This is a genomic window from Peribacillus sp. Hz7 (assembly GCF_042136355.1).
In the GTDB taxonomy this organism is placed as follows: domain Bacteria; phylum Bacillota; class Bacilli; order Bacillales; family DSM-1321; genus Peribacillus; species Peribacillus asahii_A.
Map to the genome: position 1 here is coordinate 509,991 of NZ_JBHHJV010000001.1, position 17,243 is coordinate 527,233.

Here is a 17,243-nt window from a genome sequence, read left to right on the forward strand (position 1 = left end):
TATTTAACAGGACTGTAGGAAAGAAAAGCGCTTCTAATGATTGGATAAGCAGGATATATATGAATATACGTGTCAAAAAGGGGGAGTAGCATGAGGTTAAGTGAGTTAGGCGGAAAAGAAATTGTTGATGTGAATCGGGCTGAACGATTAGGCGTTCTTGGACAAACGGATTTAGAATTTGATGAAAGTGGACAAATAACGGCTTTGATTATCCCTTCCGTTAAATGGTTTGGGCTGATGAAAAGCGGACAGGAGATTCGCGTTCCATGGTCTGATATTAAAAAGGTTGGAGCGGATATGGTTATTATTGATTTTCAAGAAAATATGCCTGAGCATTAGTTATGATGAAAAACCGCGTAAAATCGCGGTTTTTTTGCTGTGTAGGAAAGAGCCTATTTTACTTTTCGAAAATCATTCACCGTTTTAGGCAGAGGTACATAAGATGGGAGAGTATTAAACGTATTTTGATAAATAACTCAGCCGGGTAGCTCGCTAGTTGGCAAGTTTTGAACAAAAGAAGGTGACGGTTGAATGCTCACAGGTATGCAGATTGCTGTGATTGGTGGGGATGCGCGTCAGCTTGAAGTTGTACGAAAACTGACAGAGCTTGATGCAAAGTTATTATTGGTAGGATTTGAACAGCTAGATCACGCATTCACAGGTGCAGTAAAAGAAAAAATGGAAGATGTAAATTTTGGAGAAATAGATTCGGTCATTCTACCAGTACGTGGAACAGATGGAGACGGAAAAGTAGAGACGATTTTTTCTAACGAAGACGTGGTTTTAACGGAAGCAATCATAAAAAGGACCCCCCCGCATTGCACATTTTATACAGGGATTAGTAACGCTTATTTAGATAGAATTTTGCAGGCAGCCAATCGTAAGCAAGTATCTTTATTTGAAAGAGATGATGTAGCAATCTATAATTCCATTCCCACAGTTGAAGGTACGATTATGATGGCGATTCAACATACGGATTTTACGATTCATGGGTCTTCCGTTGCAGTACTTGGTCTTGGGCGTGTTGGTATGAGCGTAGCGAGAGCCTTTCAGGCACTTGGGGCTAAAGTGATGGTTGGTGCGAGAAAAAGTGAGGATCTTGCGAGAATTACAGAAATGGCATTAAAGCCGTTTCAATTAAGCAAGCTTGCTGAGGAAATAAAAACAGCGGATATCGTCATTAATACGATCCCATTCCCTATTCTTACAGCTAACGTCCTTGCGAATATGCCCGTGCATACGTTAATTATTGATCTTGCTTCTAAGCCAGGAGGAACTGATTTTCGTTTTGCTGAAAAACGAGGTATAAAAGCATTGCTCGCTCCTAGCTTACCAGGTATTGTTGCACCGAAAACGGCAGGACAAATATTGGCAAATGCACTTGGTCAATTAATTCAAGAAGATTTGAAAGAACGAAAGGGGAAGAAATAGATGAGTCTCCAAGGAAAGAGAATCGGTTTTGGTTTAACTGGTTCGCATTGTACCTATGATAGTGTATTTCCAGAAATTGAAAAATTAGTCAATGAGGGAGTGGAAGTGATTCCGATTGTTACATCGACTGTGAAACATACGGAAACTCGCTTCGGTCGTGGAGAAGATTGGGTGGAAAGAATAGAAAAATTGACGGGACATCATGTTGTTGATACAATCGTCAAAGCGGAGCCGCTAGGACCAAAATTGCCACTCGATTGTATGGTGATTGCTCCGCTTACCGGGAATTCGATGAGTAAGCTTGCTAATGCTTTAACCGATTCACCGGTATTAATGGCAGCGAAAGCAACAATGCGCAATCATCGTCCAGTTGTCGTTGCAATTTCAACGAACGATGCGTTAGGTTTAAATGGGGTTAATTTAATGAGATTGATGGCGGCGAAAGATTTGTATTTTGTTCCATATGGTCAAGATGATCCATACAAGAAGCCTAATTCGATGGTCGCTCGAATGAGTATGATTCGAGATACAATTATTGCTGCCCTAAAGGGTGAGCAACTGCAGCCTGTGATTGTCGAAAGATTTAAAGACTTAACGTAAAAAAATCACCCCTCTTGACAGAATATTTTGTAAAAGTTTGTTTCTTTGGAATGTTCATATGTTAAAATAGATGATATTCTAAAATAGAAGTAATTAAAAAACTAACAATCATTTTTAATGGATTTGAAAAGGGGTATTAATAAATGACTGAGACACAAGGATTGCATATTGCAGTTGTAGGAGCGACTGGAGCTGTAGGTCAGCAAATGATTTCAACATTAGAAAAAAGAAACTTGCCGATTAAGAAGATTATTTTCTTATCATCAGCTCGTTCTGCTGGTGCAAAACTATCATTTAAGGGCGAGGAAGTCATCGTTCAAGAAGCGAAACCAGAAAGTTTTGAAGGTATCGATATCGCTTTATTTAGCGCGGGCGGTAGCGTGTCTAAGGAACTTGCTCCAGAAGCTGTTAAACGCGGTGCAATTGTCGTTGACAACACGAGTGCTTTTCGAATGGATGAGAATGTGCCACTAGTCGTACCTGAAGTTAATGAAGAAGACTTAAAGAAACACAATGGGATTATTGCAAATCCGAACTGTTCGACAATTCAAATGGTCGTAGCACTTGAGCCAATTCGTCAAGCATATGGCTTATCTAAAGTTCTTGTATCGACATATCAAGCAGTGTCTGGTGCAGGTGCAGCTGCGATTGCGGAAATGAAAGATCAAGCTCGCGATTTGTTAGATAATAAAGAAATCGAACCGAAAATTTTACCGGTTGGTGGAGATAAAAAGCATTATCAAATTGCTTTCAACGTTATTCCACAAATTGATAAATTCCAAGATAATGGCTTTACATTTGAAGAAATGAAAATGATCAATGAAACGAAGAAAATTATGCATATGCCAGAGTTAGCTGTAGCAGCTACATGCGTACGTCTTCCAGTTGAAACAGGTCATTCTGAATCTGTTTATATTGAAGTAGATCAAGCCGGTGTAACGGTTGATCAAATTAAGGATTTATTGAGCTCAGCACCAGGTGTTGTATTAGAAGATAACCCAAGTAAACAAATTTACCCAATGCCAGCAGCTGCTGTAGGTAAAAATGACGTCTTTGTTGGTCGTATCCGCAAAGATTTGGATGAAGATAAGGGCTTCCATTTATGGGTTGTTTCCGATAACCTATTAAAGGGTGCCGCTTGGAACTCTGTTCAAATTGCTGAAAGTCTTTTAAAATTAGGTCTAGTAACAGTTAAATAATAGGTACTCGATGTTATAAGAGTTTTAGTCAGCTTTCCGATTAGGAAAGCTGGCTTATATTTGAGGTGTGTAGATATGAAAATCATCGTACAGAAATTCGGTGGAACTTCTGTTCGGAACGAAGAAAGTCGATTACAAGCGAAGCGTCACATTGAGCAATCGCTGCAAGCGGGCTACAAAGTGGTTGTTGTAGTATCTGCAATGGGAAGAAAAGGCGAACCGTATGCTACGGATACTTTGTTATCACTTGTCAATGGTATAAATAGTTCTCTGTCAAAGAGAGAGCAAGATTTACTTATGTCAGTAGGGGAAACGATTTCATCTGTCGTTTTTACCAATATGCTATTAGAAAGTGGAATTAAAGCAATTGCTTATACGGGGGCTCAGGCAGGCTTTATAACAAATAATGACCACTCTAATGCGAAGATTATAGAGATGAAATGTGAGAGGCTGTTGAAAGAGCTAGAGTTCAATGATGTTGTCGTTGTTGCTGGTTTTCAAGGTGCAGCTAAAAATGGAGATATAACAACAATTGGGCGTGGTGGAAGTGATACGTCAGCAGCAGCGCTTGGTGCGGCCTTACAAGCTGATTTCGTTGATATTTTTACTGATGTTGAAGGAATTATGACAGCAGATCCTCGTATTGCAGAAAGTGCCCGTCCGTTATCGGTCGTATCGTATACAGAAGTATGTAATATGGCGTATCAAGGTGCTAAAGTTATTCATCCACGTGCAGTGGAAATTGCTATGCAGGCCAAGGTACCGATCCGTATTCGTTCCACATATAGCGAGGGACTTGGAACGCTTGTGACAAGTGTAAACAAAGGAAACGAGGGAAGCGATATTCGCGAGAGACTTGTTACAGGAATTGCTCATGTTGCGAAGATTAGCCAAATTAAAGTTCAAGCCAAAAAGGATCAATACAATCTGCAGGCCGAAGTTTTTAAGGCAATGGCAAATGCGTCAATTTCTGTTGATTTTATTAACATCTCACCAAACGGTGTCGTTTATACAATTACAGAAGATACAACAAACCATGCTGTTTCTATTTTAAAAGAATTAGGGTATGAGCCAATTGTGGAAAGAAATTGTGCTAAAGTATCAGTTGTTGGTGCTGGGATTAATGGTGTACCGGGAGTCGCTGCGAAAATTGTTACAGCCTTATCTAGTAAAGAGATTGGAATTCTTCAATCAGCAGATAGCCACACAACAATCTGGGTATTGGTTAAAGAAGAGGATTTAGTTGAAGCGGTTAACGCTCTCCATGATGCATTTCAATTGCATCTAGATGGAATTGAATCAATATAAGATAAAAGTGTGGATAAACGGAGAGGTGTTAGTAGATGGTATTTGGTAAAGTAGTAACAGCAATGGTCACCCCTTTTGATATTAAAGGAAATGTTGATTTTCAAAAAACAACTACGTTGGTTAATTACTTACTTAATAATGGCACAGATGCGCTCGTTCTTTCAGGTACTACAGGTGAGTCGCCAACGCTTTCTTCTGAAGAGAAAATTGCATTGTTACGTCATGTTGTAGAAGTCGCTGATAAGCGTGTACCAATTATTATAGGAACAGGGAGCAATAATACGTATGCATCGATTGAACTGACCAAAAAAGCAGAACAAAATGGTGCAGATGCGATTATGCTTGTAGCACCCTACTATAATAAAACAAATCAAGAAGGGCTATATCAGCATTTTAAAGCAATTGCTGAGAGTACAAAACTTCCAGTGATGCTATATAATATTCCGGGAAGATCGGCTGTCAATATTGCTCCAGAAACAATTATTCGTCTATCGGAAATTCCAAACATTGTAGCTGTTAAAGAAGCGAGCGGTGATTTAAATGCTATGACGCAAATTATTGCGGAAACAGCTGAGGATTTTGCGTTGTACAGCGGAGATGACGGATTAACGTTGCCGGTTCTTTCAATTGGAGGAGTGGGAGTTGTTTCCGTTGCCTCTCATGTAATTGGTAAGGAGATGCAGCAAATGGTTGATGCTTTCTTAACAGGTAATCTGCAAGAGGCAGCAAAGCTGCATCAAAAGCTTCTTCCGATTATTAAAGGCTTATTCTCTGCACCTAGCCCAGCTCCGGTTAAAACAGCTTTACAACTGGTAGGAATAGATGTTGGTTCAGTCCGTCTTCCAATTGTTCCTCTAACAGAGCAAGAACGAAGTGTATTGGCGAATCTTTTAGGTAAATAAGTATATCTTCTATTCTTAGTATGTAATAAGCGAGCTAATTACGCTATTCTAAAAACAAGTCAATCTATAGATTGGCTTGTTTTTTATTTATGGTTATGTTAAATGATATTGTTGATTCAGGCAGTTATATCACATAATCATTTTGAAAAATTTTTTTAAAAAGGTGAATAATTCCTTTCCTGAATATAAAATAACGATTATACTTGAACATATGTGTTTATTCAAAGGTATTATTAGATTCTCGTATCTATAAGTTTGTTTCCTACATAATAGAAGATTTAATAAAGAATCATAATCGTTAAAATAAAGTGAAACTTCTGGGGAGAGATTGCCATCTCTTGTCTCCGATTCTTTTGATCTGATTTATTTTTTAGGCTCTACAATGAAATAGCTGTGGATAACTATTATTTCATTCATTTATGTGTCTAATATTTTGTATGGCTGTTTGTTAATGAATATTGTTGATTTATCCGATTTAAAAAAATATTTTTTTAGTAAGGGATTTTACTGTCCAGGTATGCGGGCTGCATAAGACATAGCACAAGCTTTGACAAAGGAATATGTTTGAGAAAATGATATGTGTTGTTAAGCTTTTTGGACATCAGGTATAATGGAAGGTAATAGATTTATGAACGGTGCAACGCTAAGGAGGTACTCTGTTGGGTAAAGATTATAAAGGAATTAAAATCATTTCTCTTGGTGGACAAGGGGAATTAGGTAAAAATATGTACGTAATTGAAGTAAATGAGGACTTGTATATTCTAGATGCAGGATTAATGCTGCCTGAAGGTGAAATGCTTGGGATTGATGCGGTTATTCCAGATATCTCTTATTTACAAGAGAACAAAGAAAGGATTCAAGGTATATTTATTAGCCATGGTCATGAAGATCATATTGGGGCTCTTTCCTATGTATTAAAATATATACGTGTTCCCGTTTATGGAACGAAACTGACGCTTGCGTTAGTTAAATTGAAGCTGAAGGAAGATGGATTTAACGGTAGAGCAGAGTTGATAGAAATTGATTCTGATTCGGTGCTAAGTTTCCCAGAAACAGCGATTTCGTTTTTCCGTACAAATCATAGTATTCCTGATTCGCTTGGTATTGTCGTTCATACTCGTGAAGGGGCCATCGTGTATACAGGGGACTTTAAGTTTGATCAAGCTGCAAAGGGCTTTTATCAACCGGAAATCGGCAAAATGGTCAGCCTGGGTGAAGAAGGTGTCTTATGTTTATTATCTGATAGTACGGGTGCAGGGAAACCTGGTTATACGACATCAGAAGCAATTGTAGCAAGAGATATGACAGAAGCGTTTCTGACAGCAGAAGGCAGAATTATTGCGGCTTGCTTCGCTTCTAATATTAATCGTATTCAACATGTGCTTAATGCAGCTGCTGCAAGCGGGCGAAAAGTAGCGCTTGTTGGAAAAAGCCTACAAAAGGTATACGACATTGCTTTGAACCTTGGGTATTTACAAGTGGATGAAGAAATGATTATTTCTGTCAATGATGTTCAAAATTTTGAAGAGCGTGAAGTTGTTATACTTGTGACAGGTCATCAAGGAGAACCGATTACAGCTATACAAAAAATGGCGAAGCAAACACATAAGCAAGTCATGATTAAAGAAGGAGATACTGTGTTAATCGCAGCTTCCCCGCTTAAAGGCGGAGAACTTATTTTGGCGAAAACGATTGATTTACTATATCGTGTCGGTGCGCGTGTCGTATCCAATCGCTATCAAGTGCATGTCACAGGTCACGGTGCTCAAGAAGAGTTAAAAATGATGATTAACTTCATGCAGCCAAAATATCTTATTCCGGTTCACGGTGAGTTTCGTCACTTATATGCCCATGAGAAAATTGGTCGTGCAGCAGGTATGGAAGCAGAGCAGATCATGATTGCCGAGAAAGGTGATGTCATAGAAGTAACAGCTGATAAGATTCGTCTATCTGGCAAGGTTTCAGCAGGGAATATTTTAATTGATGGAAGCGGCGTTGGGGATGTCGGTAATATCGTGCTGCGTGATCGTCGCTTGTTATCACAGGATGGAATCTTAATTGTCGTTGTTACGCTCAATCGTCAAGACAAAAGTATCACAGCAGGTCCGGAGATTATTTCTAGAGGATTTGTTTATGTACGAGAATCGGAGAAGCTAATGGAAGAAGCAACGGCCATTGTACGTGATATTGTTCAAAAAAATGGAGTACGCCAGCCTTTCGATTGGTCCACGCTTAAGCAGGAAATGCGTGATTCTTTAAATCAATATCTTTATGAAAAAACGAAAAGACGTCCGATGATTTTACCAATTATTATGGAAATTTAATTTATGCTCCCCTTGACTTGTAGTTAAGGGGAGTTTTGTGTGTTAAAAGATAACGAAATAAATGGATATTTTAAGAACTGCGCACCTCTTTTTGAATGAAGTTTTACTTCTGAGACATACTACATGTATACGTTTTTTGAAGAAAGGGGTAGGGAAAAGTGGATAATCCATCGTTACCGAATGAAGGAGAAGAACGTGAGGAAGGGAAGAACTCGACCTTAATGGAAAAAATCCAGCAGTTAGGCACAACAAATGTGCCTCAAATGTCGCAGGATTCCAAAATTCATTGTTTAACCATTATTGGACAAATCGAAGGGCATATGCAACTGCCTCCTCAAAATAAAACAACAAAATATGAGCATGTCATTCCACAAATTGTGGCTATTGAACAAAATCCGAATATTGAAGGTTTGCTTGTCATTTTAAATACGGTAGGCGGAGATGTAGAGGCAGGATTAGCGATTGCTGAGATGCTTGCATCATTATCGAAGCCAAGCGTCTCGATTGTATTAGGCGGCGGACATTCCATTGGTGTTCCGATTGCTGTATCATGTGACTACTCGTATATTGCGGAAACGGCTACGATGACGATTCACCCGATTCGCTTAACAGGGCTTGTTATTGGTGTACCACAAACCTTTGAATATTTGGACAAAATGCAAGAGCGTGTCATTAATTTTGTTACGAAACATTCAGAAGTGACAGAAGAGAGCTTTAAAGAATTGATGTTTGCCAAAGGAAATTTAACGCGAGATATTGGGACAAATGTTGTCGGTAATGAAGCAGTGAATATCGGGATGATTAATGAAGTCGGCGGTGTTGGTCAAGCGATGAAAAAGCTAAACGAATTGATTAGCGCAAACAAGCATGAACCAGGTGGAGAGGAAGGGCTCTTACAATGACGCTTTATACAATTATACCTCCTGAGCATGTTCATCCCCATCAGCATGAAGCATTGACTGCCTATTTTGAAATCATGTACAATGGCATTCCTGTGATGGTGGAGCATGACGGAGGAACAATGCTTCGGATTGATCGAATTTTAAGTACAGATCCTGCTCATTTTTTACAAGAAAGTGTTCAACCAGGTCAGTCTATTCCTCTTTTTGAAATGCTAAACAATTAGAAATAATGACCAACAAAGCGAAATTATGATATACTAAAAGTAAACAAGAAACTGAGCAGCCAAGTAGGCTGCTCTATTTTTTCAAGGAGCTATCTGTTAGGAAAAATAGGTGATATTATGGCAAAGAAAAAAACCAGAAATAAGAAGACGACAGAGAAATTAAAAACAACGATGAAATATGAATTGATTGGTTTGATTATACTTGGTCTCTCTGCGATTGCAATTGCTAAGCTTGGAGCAGTAGGCCACGCTATCGTATCATTTGTTCGTTTTTTTATGGGTGAGTGGTATATCTTATTGCTGATTGGAAGTATTATTATTGGGTTTTATTTGATGATTAAGCGAGAAATTCCTTATTTTTTTAAGCGACAACTTGTTGGTTTATACTTTATTATTGCAAGTATTTTACTATTAAGTCATGTGACATTATTTCAATTATTGGCAGAAGGCGGGCCATTTAAAAAGCCAAGTGTTATTTTGAATACCTGGGAGTTATTTTGGATGGAAGTGTCAAAGGCATCGAGTACAGAGGAACTTGGCGGTGGTATGATTGGTGCTTTATTATTTGCGACTTCTTATTTTCTTTTTGATGCTGCAGGTTCTAAAATTATTTCCTTTATCTTTATCGTAATTGGAATGATTTTGCTAACGGGAAAAACTTTAGGAGATACACTCGGGACTTTTTTTACGGCCGTTACAAGTTTTTTAGTGAAACAATGGAAGGCTTTTACGGAGGATTTAAAAGCGTGGGGAAATGAAAGAAAAGAAAAGAAAAAGAAGACACCACCAAAACAGAAAAAGGAAAAAGAAGTGGAACCTGAAGTAGAGTCACCGTTAGTTGTTGAGTCTGTACAACCAGTTGAACCGATTATTTCAAGCTTTACAGATACAGCATACGAACGAGAAGAGGCCATTTCAGTGGAGATAGTACAGAAAACCGAGCAGGTTGAAGAAGAAACGGAGCCGGATGATGATGTTCCGCCTATAAACTTTACTGAGGTAGAGAATAAAGAATATGTATTACCACCGCTTTCTTTATTGAAGCAGCCGAAAAAGACGGATCAAAGCGGTGAGTATCAATTAATTCATGAAAATGCAGCGAAGCTAGAGCGAACATTTGATAGTTTTGGTGTGAAAGCCCGGGTAACACAAGTGTATTTAGGGCCGGCTGTAACGAAATATGAAGTACATCCAGATGTCGGTGTAAAAGTAAGTAAAATTGTGAGTTTATCGGATGATTTGGCGCTTGCATTAGCAGCCAAAGATATTCGAATTGAAGCGCCTATTCCAGGAAAGTCGGCGATTGGGATTGAAGTGCCTAATTCAGAAATTGCAATGGTGTCTCTTCGCGAAGTATTAGAAGCAAAGGAAGTTGATAAACCTGACTCTAAGCTGCAAATTGGGTTAGGACGTAATATTTCCGGCGAAGCTGTGAAAGCCGAATTAAATAAAATGCCGCATTTGCTTGTGGCCGGGGCAACAGGAAGCGGAAAATCGGTTTGTATTAACGGAATTATTACAAGCATTTTGATGCGTGCTAAACCACATGAAGTAAAAATGATGATGATTGACCCGAAAATGGTGGAGCTAAACGTTTATAATGGCATTCCGCATTTATTAGCACCTGTCGTGACGAATCCAAAAAAAGCCGCGCAGGCATTGCAAAAAGTCGTGAGTGAAATGGAACGGCGTTATGAGCTATTTTCGCATACAGGAACGCGTAATATTGAAGGATATAATGATTATGTTAATCGCTATAATATCGAGGAAGAAGACAAGCAGCCGCTGCTTCCATTTATCGTCGTCATTGTCGATGAGCTTGCAGACTTAATGATGGTAGCGTCTAATGATGTCGAGGATGCGATTACACGTCTCGCTCAAATGGCTCGTGCAGCGGGGATTCATTTAATTATTGCGACACAGCGCCCTTCTGTAGATGTCATAACGGGTGTTATTAAAGCAAATATTCCATCGCGTATTGCTTTTAGTGTATCTTCAGCAACCGACTCGCGTACGATTTTAGATATGGGAGGGGCAGAAAAGCTATTAGGTCGCGGTGATATGCTCTTTTTACCAGTGGGGGCATCAAAGCCCGTTCGTGTTCAAGGGGCGTTCCTTTCTGATCAAGAGGTGGAAGATACGGTTAACTACGTAATTGCTCAACAAAAAGCACAATATAACGAAGAAATGATTCCAGATGACCTCCCTGAACGGAGTGCTGGCGACGTTGCCGATGATTTATATGACGAAGCAGTTTCTTTAATTATAGAAATGCAAACAGCCTCTGTATCGATGTTACAGCGCCGTTTTCGCATTGGTTATACACGGGCAGCACGCCTTATTGATGAGATGGAAGCGAGAGGAATTGTTGGTCCATATGAAGGCAGTAAACCTCGAGTTGTTCTTATTGGCAAAGACGATCATGAAGCACACTCATCATAAAACGAAAAGACCGGGCATTTTGCCCGGTCTTTTCGTTTTATTCTGCTTCTTCCATATGTTCCTTACAGAAGGTGAGTAACATATGAAGCTCCTCTTCTTCTAAATCAAAATCAAGAACTTCTTCATTTGCTTTTGCGATGATGTTGTATTGTTTAATCGTTTGTTCTTCTCCATCTACAACATAAATTAAGCGGATTGATAAACCGCCCTCTGTATAGAGTTCATCATCTTCTGGTACTTCAATATCCAAGACATATTCAAAGCGTTCTCCTGTTAAGATGCCAAATGGATCTTTTAATTTTTCGACACTATATTCTGTAATGGTAATCATATATTTATCCCTCCAAAATAGATACGTATTATTATACCGTAAAACTAAGAATTGAAAAGAAAGTAACGTATAAAGTAAAAGGCTATTTATTTATTTTGAGAAAAATGGTATATTATTATCCAATAATAGGACTAATTTACATTATATGTATCATACTCCTGTCCTTACTTTTGAAGAGCGGGTGTGAGTAATTAGTCACTTTAAGAGAAAAATGAAATGTTTGTATGATATGACTTCAGTTTACATAATGTGTGATGTGTACAACTTTTCATTTCTTCAATACCGCACTAATTTTACCCTATGGAAAACAGGAGCATCATCGAACATTCCTATTAAAAACTTATACAAATATAGGAGGGGGAAGGTTGAAAAAGCGTAAATTTGGTTTAGCTCTTTCACTAATTTTAGCAGCGGGAACAATGTTAGGTGCATGTGGCAATGCAGAAAAAGATGATGCAAAAGACGATGGAGCGGATAAAAAAGAAAACTTTACTGTAGCGATGGTTACCGATATTGGTGGTGTGGATGACAAATCATTTAACCAATCAGCATGGGAAGGTCTCCAAAGTTTTGGTGAAGAAAATGGTTTGGAAAAAGGCAAAGATGGTTATAACTATCTTCAATCAAAATCAGATGCTGACTATACAACGAATCTAAATACACTTGTTCGTGAAGATTATAATGTTATTTTCGCGATTGGTTATGCTTTAGCAGAATCAGTTGCAGACGTAGCTGATCAACGCCCAGAAGCTCAATTTGCTATTGTTGATTCAGTTGTCGAGAAAGATAATGTAGCAAGTATTACGTTTAAAGAGCACCAGGGCTCATTTTTAGTAGGTGTGATTGCAGGCTTACAAACGAAAACAAATAAAGTTGGTTTCGTCGGTGGTGTGGAAGGTGAATTAATTAAGAAGTTTGAAGTAGGTTTCATTGCAGGCGTTAAATCTGTTAATCCTAAAGCGGAAGTTGTTTCTAAATATGCAGGTAGCTTCGGTGACGCTGCAAAAGGTAAATCAATCGCAAGCAGCATGTATGCTTCTGGCGCTGATATTATTTATCATGCTGCGGGCGGGACAGGAAACGGTGTATTTGCAGAAGCAAAGGATTTAAAGCAAAAAGACCCGTCAAAAGAAATTTATGTAATTGGTGTCGATCGTGATCAACATGAGGAAGGTGCTGTAACAGTTGATGGAAAAGAATACAATGTAACCTTAACTTCTATGGTTAAGCGTGTTGACGTAGCCGTGAAAGACCTTGCAACAAAAGCTAAAGCTGGTGAATTCCCAGGAGGTCAAATTATCGAGTATGGTATGGAAGAAGACGGTATTAAAATTTCTGACTCTAAAGAGAATATAAGCGAAGAAACTCTTAAAGAAGTTGAAAAGTGGACAGAGAAAATCAAGTCTGGTGAACAAAAAGTTCCGACAACGGATGAAGAATTAAAAGCAATGAAGTTTTAATAGAGAGAGAAGGTGAGAAGGCAATTATCTGCCTTCTCTTTCCTTCTTTCTTTAAAAGATAGGTTATGTTATAGAACGCTGTGGATTTTTGGCTTATTTTAAGCTCTGACTCTATGAAATGAACTACCTATATCAACAAGGTTGTCTAACACAGCGACAAGATAAGAGGGTATAACTTTTTCGACCTGCTTTAGTGTTTAGCTTCAGGCGCCTTGCACTTTTCTTCATTAGTATTCTATACATAAATGGAAAACCTGAATGAAAGGCTATAATCAAGCTTTAAATACTATCAAATACTATTGAGAATGGTAGAGGATTATAGTTTTCCATTTGGTTCTTTCGACCAATAAAAGGGTTACTATGGGGACGATTAGGAGAGGAGCAACAATCGCTTAATCGGAGAATTGTATCTCATTTTTTAATAGGAGTGAATGTACATGGAATATGTAATTGAGATGCTTAATATCCGGAAAGAATTCCCTGGAGTTGTAGCAAATGATAATGTCACCCTGCAATTAAAAAAAGGGGAAATTCATGCCTTATTAGGTGAAAATGGTGCGGGAAAGTCAACATTAATGAACGTACTGTTTGGCTTATACCAGCCTGAGCAAGGAGAAATTCGGGTCAAAGGAAAACCTGTTCATATTACAAGTCCAAATGTCGCTAACGATTTAGGAATCGGGATGGTTCATCAGCATTTTATGTTGGTCGATCCTTTTACTGTAACGGAAAATATTATTCTCGGTAAGGAACCAGCAAACGCGGGAAAAATTAATTTAAAGGATGCTAGTAAAAAGGTGCGTGAACTTTCAGTAAAGTATCATTTAAGCGTCGACCCTGATGCGAAAATTGCTGATATTTCCGTAGGGATGCAACAACGGGTCGAGATTTTGAAAACACTATATCGTGGTGCAGATATTTTAATTTTTGATGAACCAACTGCTGTATTAACTCCGCAAGAGATCAAAGAATTAATCGCTATTATGAAAGCACTAATTAAAGAGGGAAAATCTATTATTTTAATTACACATAAACTTAAAGAAATTATGGAAGTTTGTGATCGTGTAACGGTTATTCGAAAAGGACGAGGAATCGATACGTTGGATGTAAGGGATACCAATCCGAATGAACTGGCGAGCCTTATGGTGGGGCGTGATGTCGTTTTCAAAACAGAAAAAATAGAGGCGAAACCAACAGATATTGTTTTAGAAGTAAAGAACATTGAAGTGAAAGATTCTCGTGGCATTTCAGCGGTTAAGAATTTAAGTCTTTCTGTTCGAGCAGGCGAGATTATTGGAATTGCAGGGGTCGATGGTAATGGCCAGTCAGAGTTAATTGAAGCGTTAACAGGCTTGAGGAAGATAAGCGCTGGTACGATTAAGCTAAACGGAAAAGAGATTCAAAATCAAAGGCCGCGTAAGGTAACTGAAGCAGGTGTTGGGCATATTCCAGAAGATCGTCATAAGCACGGATTAGTGCTGGACTATAGTATCGGGGAAAATATCGTTTTGCAAACTTATTATCAAGAGCCTTACTCTAAAAAAGGCGTATTAAACTCGAAGAAAATTTTTGAAAAAGCACGAAAAATTATTAAAGAATATGATGTGCGGACACCGAGTGAATATACGCTAGCTCGCTCTCTTTCTGGTGGAAATCAGCAAAAAGCGATTATCGGTCGTGAAGTCGATCGTAATCCAGATTTACTTATAGCAGCTCAACCAACCCGTGGACTAGATGTTGGTGCGATTGAATTCATTCATAAGCGTCTTATTGAACAGCGTGATACTGGTAAAGCGATCCTCCTAATTTCATTTGAATTAGATGAGATTATGAATGTTAGTGATAAGATTGCAGTCATTTACGAAGGAGAAATCGTGGCCATCGTCGACCCTAAAAAAGCGACAGAGCAAGAACTAGGGTTATTAATGGCTGGAAGTAAACGTACGGAAGCAGGTGACAAATCGGATGTCTAAATATTTGTCCAAATTAACTATTCCACTACTTGCAGTCGTGCTAGGATTAATTGCTGGTGCCATCATCATGCTTATTAGCGGTTATGACCCAATCGCAGGCTACGGTGTGATGCTTGATGGTATTATTGGCGAGCAATACTATATCGGTGAATCGTTACGAACGATCATTACGTATGCTTTAGCTGGTCTGGCGGTAGCATTTGCCTTTCGAACGGGACTATTTAATATCGGAGTAGAAGGCCAATTAATTGTCGGTTGGCTCGCCGCTGTTTGGGTCGGAGTTGCTTTCGAATTACCCAAGTTCATTCATTTGCCGCTAGCGATTGTAGCTGGTGCGTTAGCAGGAGCGCTTTGGGCGTTTATTCCAGGGTATTTAAAAGCGAAATTTAGAGTACATGAAGTCATCGTGTCCATTATGTTAAATTATACTGCACTTTATGTGACCAACTATTTAATTAACGATATTTTGACTGATAAAAAGGATAGAACAGAAAGAATTGCGGATTCCGCTTCACTTAGTTCTCCTTTCTTACAATCGCTTACAGACTATTCACGATTGCACTGGGGGATTGTGATTGCCATCATTTGCATCATCATTATGTGGTTTATTCTTGAAAAAACAAAAATGGGTTTTGAATTAAAGGCGGTTGGCTTCAACCAAAATGCTTCTGAATATGCTGGGATGAGCGTAAATAAGAATATTATTCTTTCTATGGTGATTTCTGGTGTATTTGCAGGTCTTGCAGGTGTCATGGAAGGATTAGGTACATTCGGTTATGCAGCGATTAAAGGTGGTTTTACAGGCATGGGCTTTGATGGAATTGCGGTTGCATTACTTGGTGCAAATACAGCGATTGGTGTTGCTTTAGCAGCGATACTATTTGGCGGCTTGAAGGCAGGAGCGTTAAATATGCCGTTGCAAATCGGGATTCCAAGTGAGATTGTGGATATTATTATTGCGTTAATTATTTTCTTCGTGGCGGCTAGCTATTTCATTCGATGGCTTGCTCAACGCTTTAACAAGAAAGGAGTGAAATAAGTGGACTTTTATCAAGTGTTATTAATCATTATTCCGTCAATGATTGCCTACGCTGCCCCGCTTATTTTCACTGCACTTGGTGGGGTATTCTCGGAGCGCTCTGGTGTTATTAATATTGGTTTAGAAGGTTTGATGGTTATCGGAGCATTTACAGGCATTGTGTTTAACTTAACATATGCAGATGTATTTGGAAACTGGACACCTTGGATTTCTGTCCTTGTTGCGATGGCGGCAGGGGTGTTATTTTCACTGCTGCTTGCTGTAGCTACCATTACATTCCGAGCTGATCAAACGGTTAGCGGGGTGGCATTAAACTTGTTAGCTGTCGGTTTAACGATATTTCTTGTGAAAAAGATTTATGATAAAGGACAAACAGATTTTATTTCTGAAACATTTGCCCGAATTGATATCCCATTATTAAGTGATATTCCATTTATTGGACCGGTTTTCTTCTCTAATAGTTATTATATTGCGTATATCGCGATTTTAGTTTCGTTTATCGTTTGGTATATTTTATACAAAACTCCATTTGGTCTACGCATACGTGCAGTTGGTGAACATCCAATGGCTGCTGATACGATGGGCGTTAATGTATTCAAAATTCGTTACGCAGGAGTGTTAATTTCCGGTGCTTTTGCTGGAGTTGGCGGTGCTATTCATGCGACGATTTTTGCAAATGATTTCAGCCATGCGACAATTAATGGTCAAGGTTTCATGGCGATTGCTGCGATGATTTTTGGAAAGTGGCATCCTGTTGGGGCAATGGGTGCAGCTTTATTCTTTGGGTTGGCACAAAGCTTAAGCATTGTCGGGTCAAGCCTGCCCCTCTTTAAAGATATTCCATCTGTATATTTATTAATTGCTCCTTACGTGCTTACCATTATTGCTCTGACAGGATTCATTGGTCGTGCCGATGCGCCTAAAGCATCTGGGCAGCCGTATATTAAAGGGGAACGCTAATGTATAACAAGAAACCGGCCGAGCTGTGTCAGCTAGCTGGTTTCTTTGTTATTGGCGCCGTTAAATAACAGTGTCTTATTACAAAGACTTAAAAAAGTAGTTGGAACTTGCATGATTTTTCTTTTCGCATGTATATTTTAATGTAGAA

Annotated in this window: 15 protein-coding genes; 14 read left to right on the forward strand and 1 reads right to left on the reverse strand. The window is 38.9% G+C overall.

Features of this window, described 5'->3' with window-relative positions:
* The first annotated feature begins 90 nt into the window (after positions 1 to 90).
* The 10 genes from ACE199_RS02445 to ACE199_RS02490 all read left to right on the forward strand — a co-directional run bounded on the left by ACE199_RS02445 (position 91) and on the right by ACE199_RS02490 (position 11,332).
* Positions 91 to 339: a YlmC/YmxH family sporulation protein gene (locus ACE199_RS02445; RefSeq protein WP_119116515.1), complete on the forward strand. Its 249-nt coding sequence runs from the start codon at positions 91 to 93 to the stop codon at positions 337 to 339.
* A 192-nt stretch (positions 340 to 531) separates the two neighbouring features.
* Entirely contained in the window at positions 532 to 1,431 is a 900-nt protein-coding gene (gene dpaA, locus ACE199_RS02450; protein ID WP_127759826.1) for a dipicolinic acid synthetase subunit A, read from the forward strand.
* Entirely contained in the window at positions 1,432 to 2,031 is a 600-nt protein-coding gene (locus ACE199_RS02455) for a dipicolinate synthase subunit B (protein ID WP_252294341.1), read from the forward strand.
* 143 nt (positions 2,032 to 2,174) lie between these two features.
* A complete protein-coding gene (gene asd / locus ACE199_RS02460; RefSeq protein WP_375348424.1) occupies positions 2,175 to 3,230 on the forward strand; it encodes an aspartate-semialdehyde dehydrogenase in 1,056 nt (351 codons plus the stop codon).
* A gap of 75 nt (positions 3,231 to 3,305) precedes the next feature.
* Complete coding sequence (gene dapG / locus ACE199_RS02465) at positions 3,306 to 4,538, forward strand: aspartate kinase (protein WP_375348425.1); 1,233 nt, start codon at positions 3,306 to 3,308, stop codon at positions 4,536 to 4,538.
* A 35-nt stretch (positions 4,539 to 4,573) separates the two neighbouring features.
* The gene (gene dapA, locus ACE199_RS02470; RefSeq protein ID WP_375348426.1) at positions 4,574 to 5,440 is read left to right on the forward strand and encodes a 4-hydroxy-tetrahydrodipicolinate synthase; all 867 of its coding nucleotides are present in this window, start codon (positions 4,574 to 4,576) and stop codon (positions 5,438 to 5,440) included.
* 656 nt (positions 5,441 to 6,096) lie between these two features.
* A complete protein-coding gene (locus tag ACE199_RS02475; protein ID WP_375348610.1) occupies positions 6,097 to 7,764 on the forward strand; it encodes a ribonuclease J in 1,668 nt (555 codons plus the stop codon).
* Positions 7,765 to 7,985: 221 nt separating this feature from the next.
* Positions 7,986 to 8,666 carry a ClpP family protease gene (locus ACE199_RS02480; RefSeq protein WP_286676634.1) on the forward strand — a complete coding sequence of 227 codons (681 nt, stop codon included), beginning with the start codon at positions 7,986 to 7,988 and terminating at the stop codon, positions 8,664 to 8,666.
* Positions 8,663 to 8,890 (forward strand): YlzJ-like family protein, encoded by a 228-nt coding sequence (locus ACE199_RS02485; protein ID WP_252294349.1) that lies wholly within the window; start codon positions 8,663 to 8,665, stop codon positions 8,888 to 8,890. Before ACE199_RS02480 ends, ACE199_RS02485 begins: the two co-directional genes overlap by 4 nt.
* A gap of 117 nt (positions 8,891 to 9,007) precedes the next feature.
* Positions 9,008 to 11,332 (forward strand): DNA translocase FtsK, encoded by a 2,325-nt coding sequence (locus ACE199_RS02490; protein ID WP_375348427.1) that lies wholly within the window; start codon positions 9,008 to 9,010, stop codon positions 11,330 to 11,332.
* A 37-nt stretch (positions 11,333 to 11,369) separates the two neighbouring features.
* On the opposite strand, the gene ACE199_RS02495 is transcribed toward ACE199_RS02490, so the two are convergent.
* The gene (locus ACE199_RS02495) at positions 11,370 to 11,663 is read right to left on the reverse strand and encodes a DUF6509 family protein (RefSeq protein WP_127759832.1); all 294 of its coding nucleotides are present in this window, start codon (positions 11,661 to 11,663) and stop codon (positions 11,370 to 11,372) included.
* Positions 11,664 to 12,028: 365 nt separating this feature from the next.
* On the opposite strand from ACE199_RS02495, the gene ACE199_RS02500 reads away from it, so the two are divergent.
* From ACE199_RS02500 to ACE199_RS02515, 4 genes are all read left to right on the forward strand, one after another.
* Positions 12,029 to 13,123 carry a BMP family lipoprotein gene (locus tag ACE199_RS02500; RefSeq protein WP_375348428.1) on the forward strand — a complete coding sequence of 365 codons (1,095 nt, stop codon included), beginning with the start codon at positions 12,029 to 12,031 and terminating at the stop codon, positions 13,121 to 13,123.
* A 437-nt stretch (positions 13,124 to 13,560) separates the two neighbouring features.
* Positions 13,561 to 15,096: an ABC transporter ATP-binding protein gene (locus ACE199_RS02505; RefSeq protein WP_375348429.1), complete on the forward strand. Its 1,536-nt coding sequence runs from the start codon at positions 13,561 to 13,563 to the stop codon at positions 15,094 to 15,096.
* On the forward strand, positions 15,089 to 16,135 hold the full coding sequence (locus tag ACE199_RS02510) for an ABC transporter permease (protein ID WP_375348430.1): 1,047 nt from the start codon (positions 15,089 to 15,091) through the stop codon (positions 16,133 to 16,135). Before ACE199_RS02505 ends, ACE199_RS02510 begins: the two co-directional genes overlap by 8 nt.
* Positions 16,136 to 17,095 (forward strand): ABC transporter permease, encoded by a 960-nt coding sequence (locus tag ACE199_RS02515; protein ID WP_375348431.1) that lies wholly within the window; start codon positions 16,136 to 16,138, stop codon positions 17,093 to 17,095.
* The last annotated feature ends 148 nt before the right edge of the window (positions 17,096 to 17,243 follow it).

What these genes read in the sequence shown, in the direction of transcription:
- ACE199_RS02490 (WP_375348427.1), top strand. Translation starts at nt 9,008, where the DNA reads ATGGCAAAGAAAAAAACCAGAAATAAGAAGACGACAGAGAAATTAAAA.
- ACE199_RS02480 (WP_286676634.1), top strand. Translation starts at nt 7,986, where the DNA reads ATGGAAAAAATCCAGCAGTTAGGCACAACAAATGTGCCTCAAATGTCG.
- ACE199_RS02455 (WP_252294341.1), top strand. Translation starts at nt 1,432, where the DNA reads ATGAGTCTCCAAGGAAAGAGAATCGGTTTTGGTTTAACTGGTTCGCAT.
- ACE199_RS02505 (WP_375348429.1), top strand. Translation starts at nt 13,561, where the DNA reads ATGGAATATGTAATTGAGATGCTTAATATCCGGAAAGAATTCCCTGGA.
- ACE199_RS02510 (WP_375348430.1), top strand. Translation starts at nt 15,089, where the DNA reads ATGTCTAAATATTTGTCCAAATTAACTATTCCACTACTTGCAGTCGTG.
- asd (WP_375348424.1), top strand. Translation starts at nt 2,175, where the DNA reads ATGACTGAGACACAAGGATTGCATATTGCAGTTGTAGGAGCGACTGGA.
- dpaA (WP_127759826.1), top strand. Translation starts at nt 532, where the DNA reads ATGCTCACAGGTATGCAGATTGCTGTGATTGGTGGGGATGCGCGTCAG.
- dapG (WP_375348425.1), top strand. Translation starts at nt 3,306, where the DNA reads ATGAAAATCATCGTACAGAAATTCGGTGGAACTTCTGTTCGGAACGAA.
- ACE199_RS02445 (WP_119116515.1), top strand. Translation starts at nt 91, where the DNA reads ATGAGGTTAAGTGAGTTAGGCGGAAAAGAAATTGTTGATGTGAATCGG.
- ACE199_RS02495 (WP_127759832.1), bottom strand. Translation starts at nt 11,663, where the DNA reads ATGATTACCATTACAGAATATAGTGTCGAAAAATTAAAAGATCCATTT.
- ACE199_RS02485 (WP_252294349.1), top strand. Translation starts at nt 8,663, where the DNA reads ATGACGCTTTATACAATTATACCTCCTGAGCATGTTCATCCCCATCAG.
- dapA (WP_375348426.1), top strand. Translation starts at nt 4,574, where the DNA reads ATGGTATTTGGTAAAGTAGTAACAGCAATGGTCACCCCTTTTGATATT.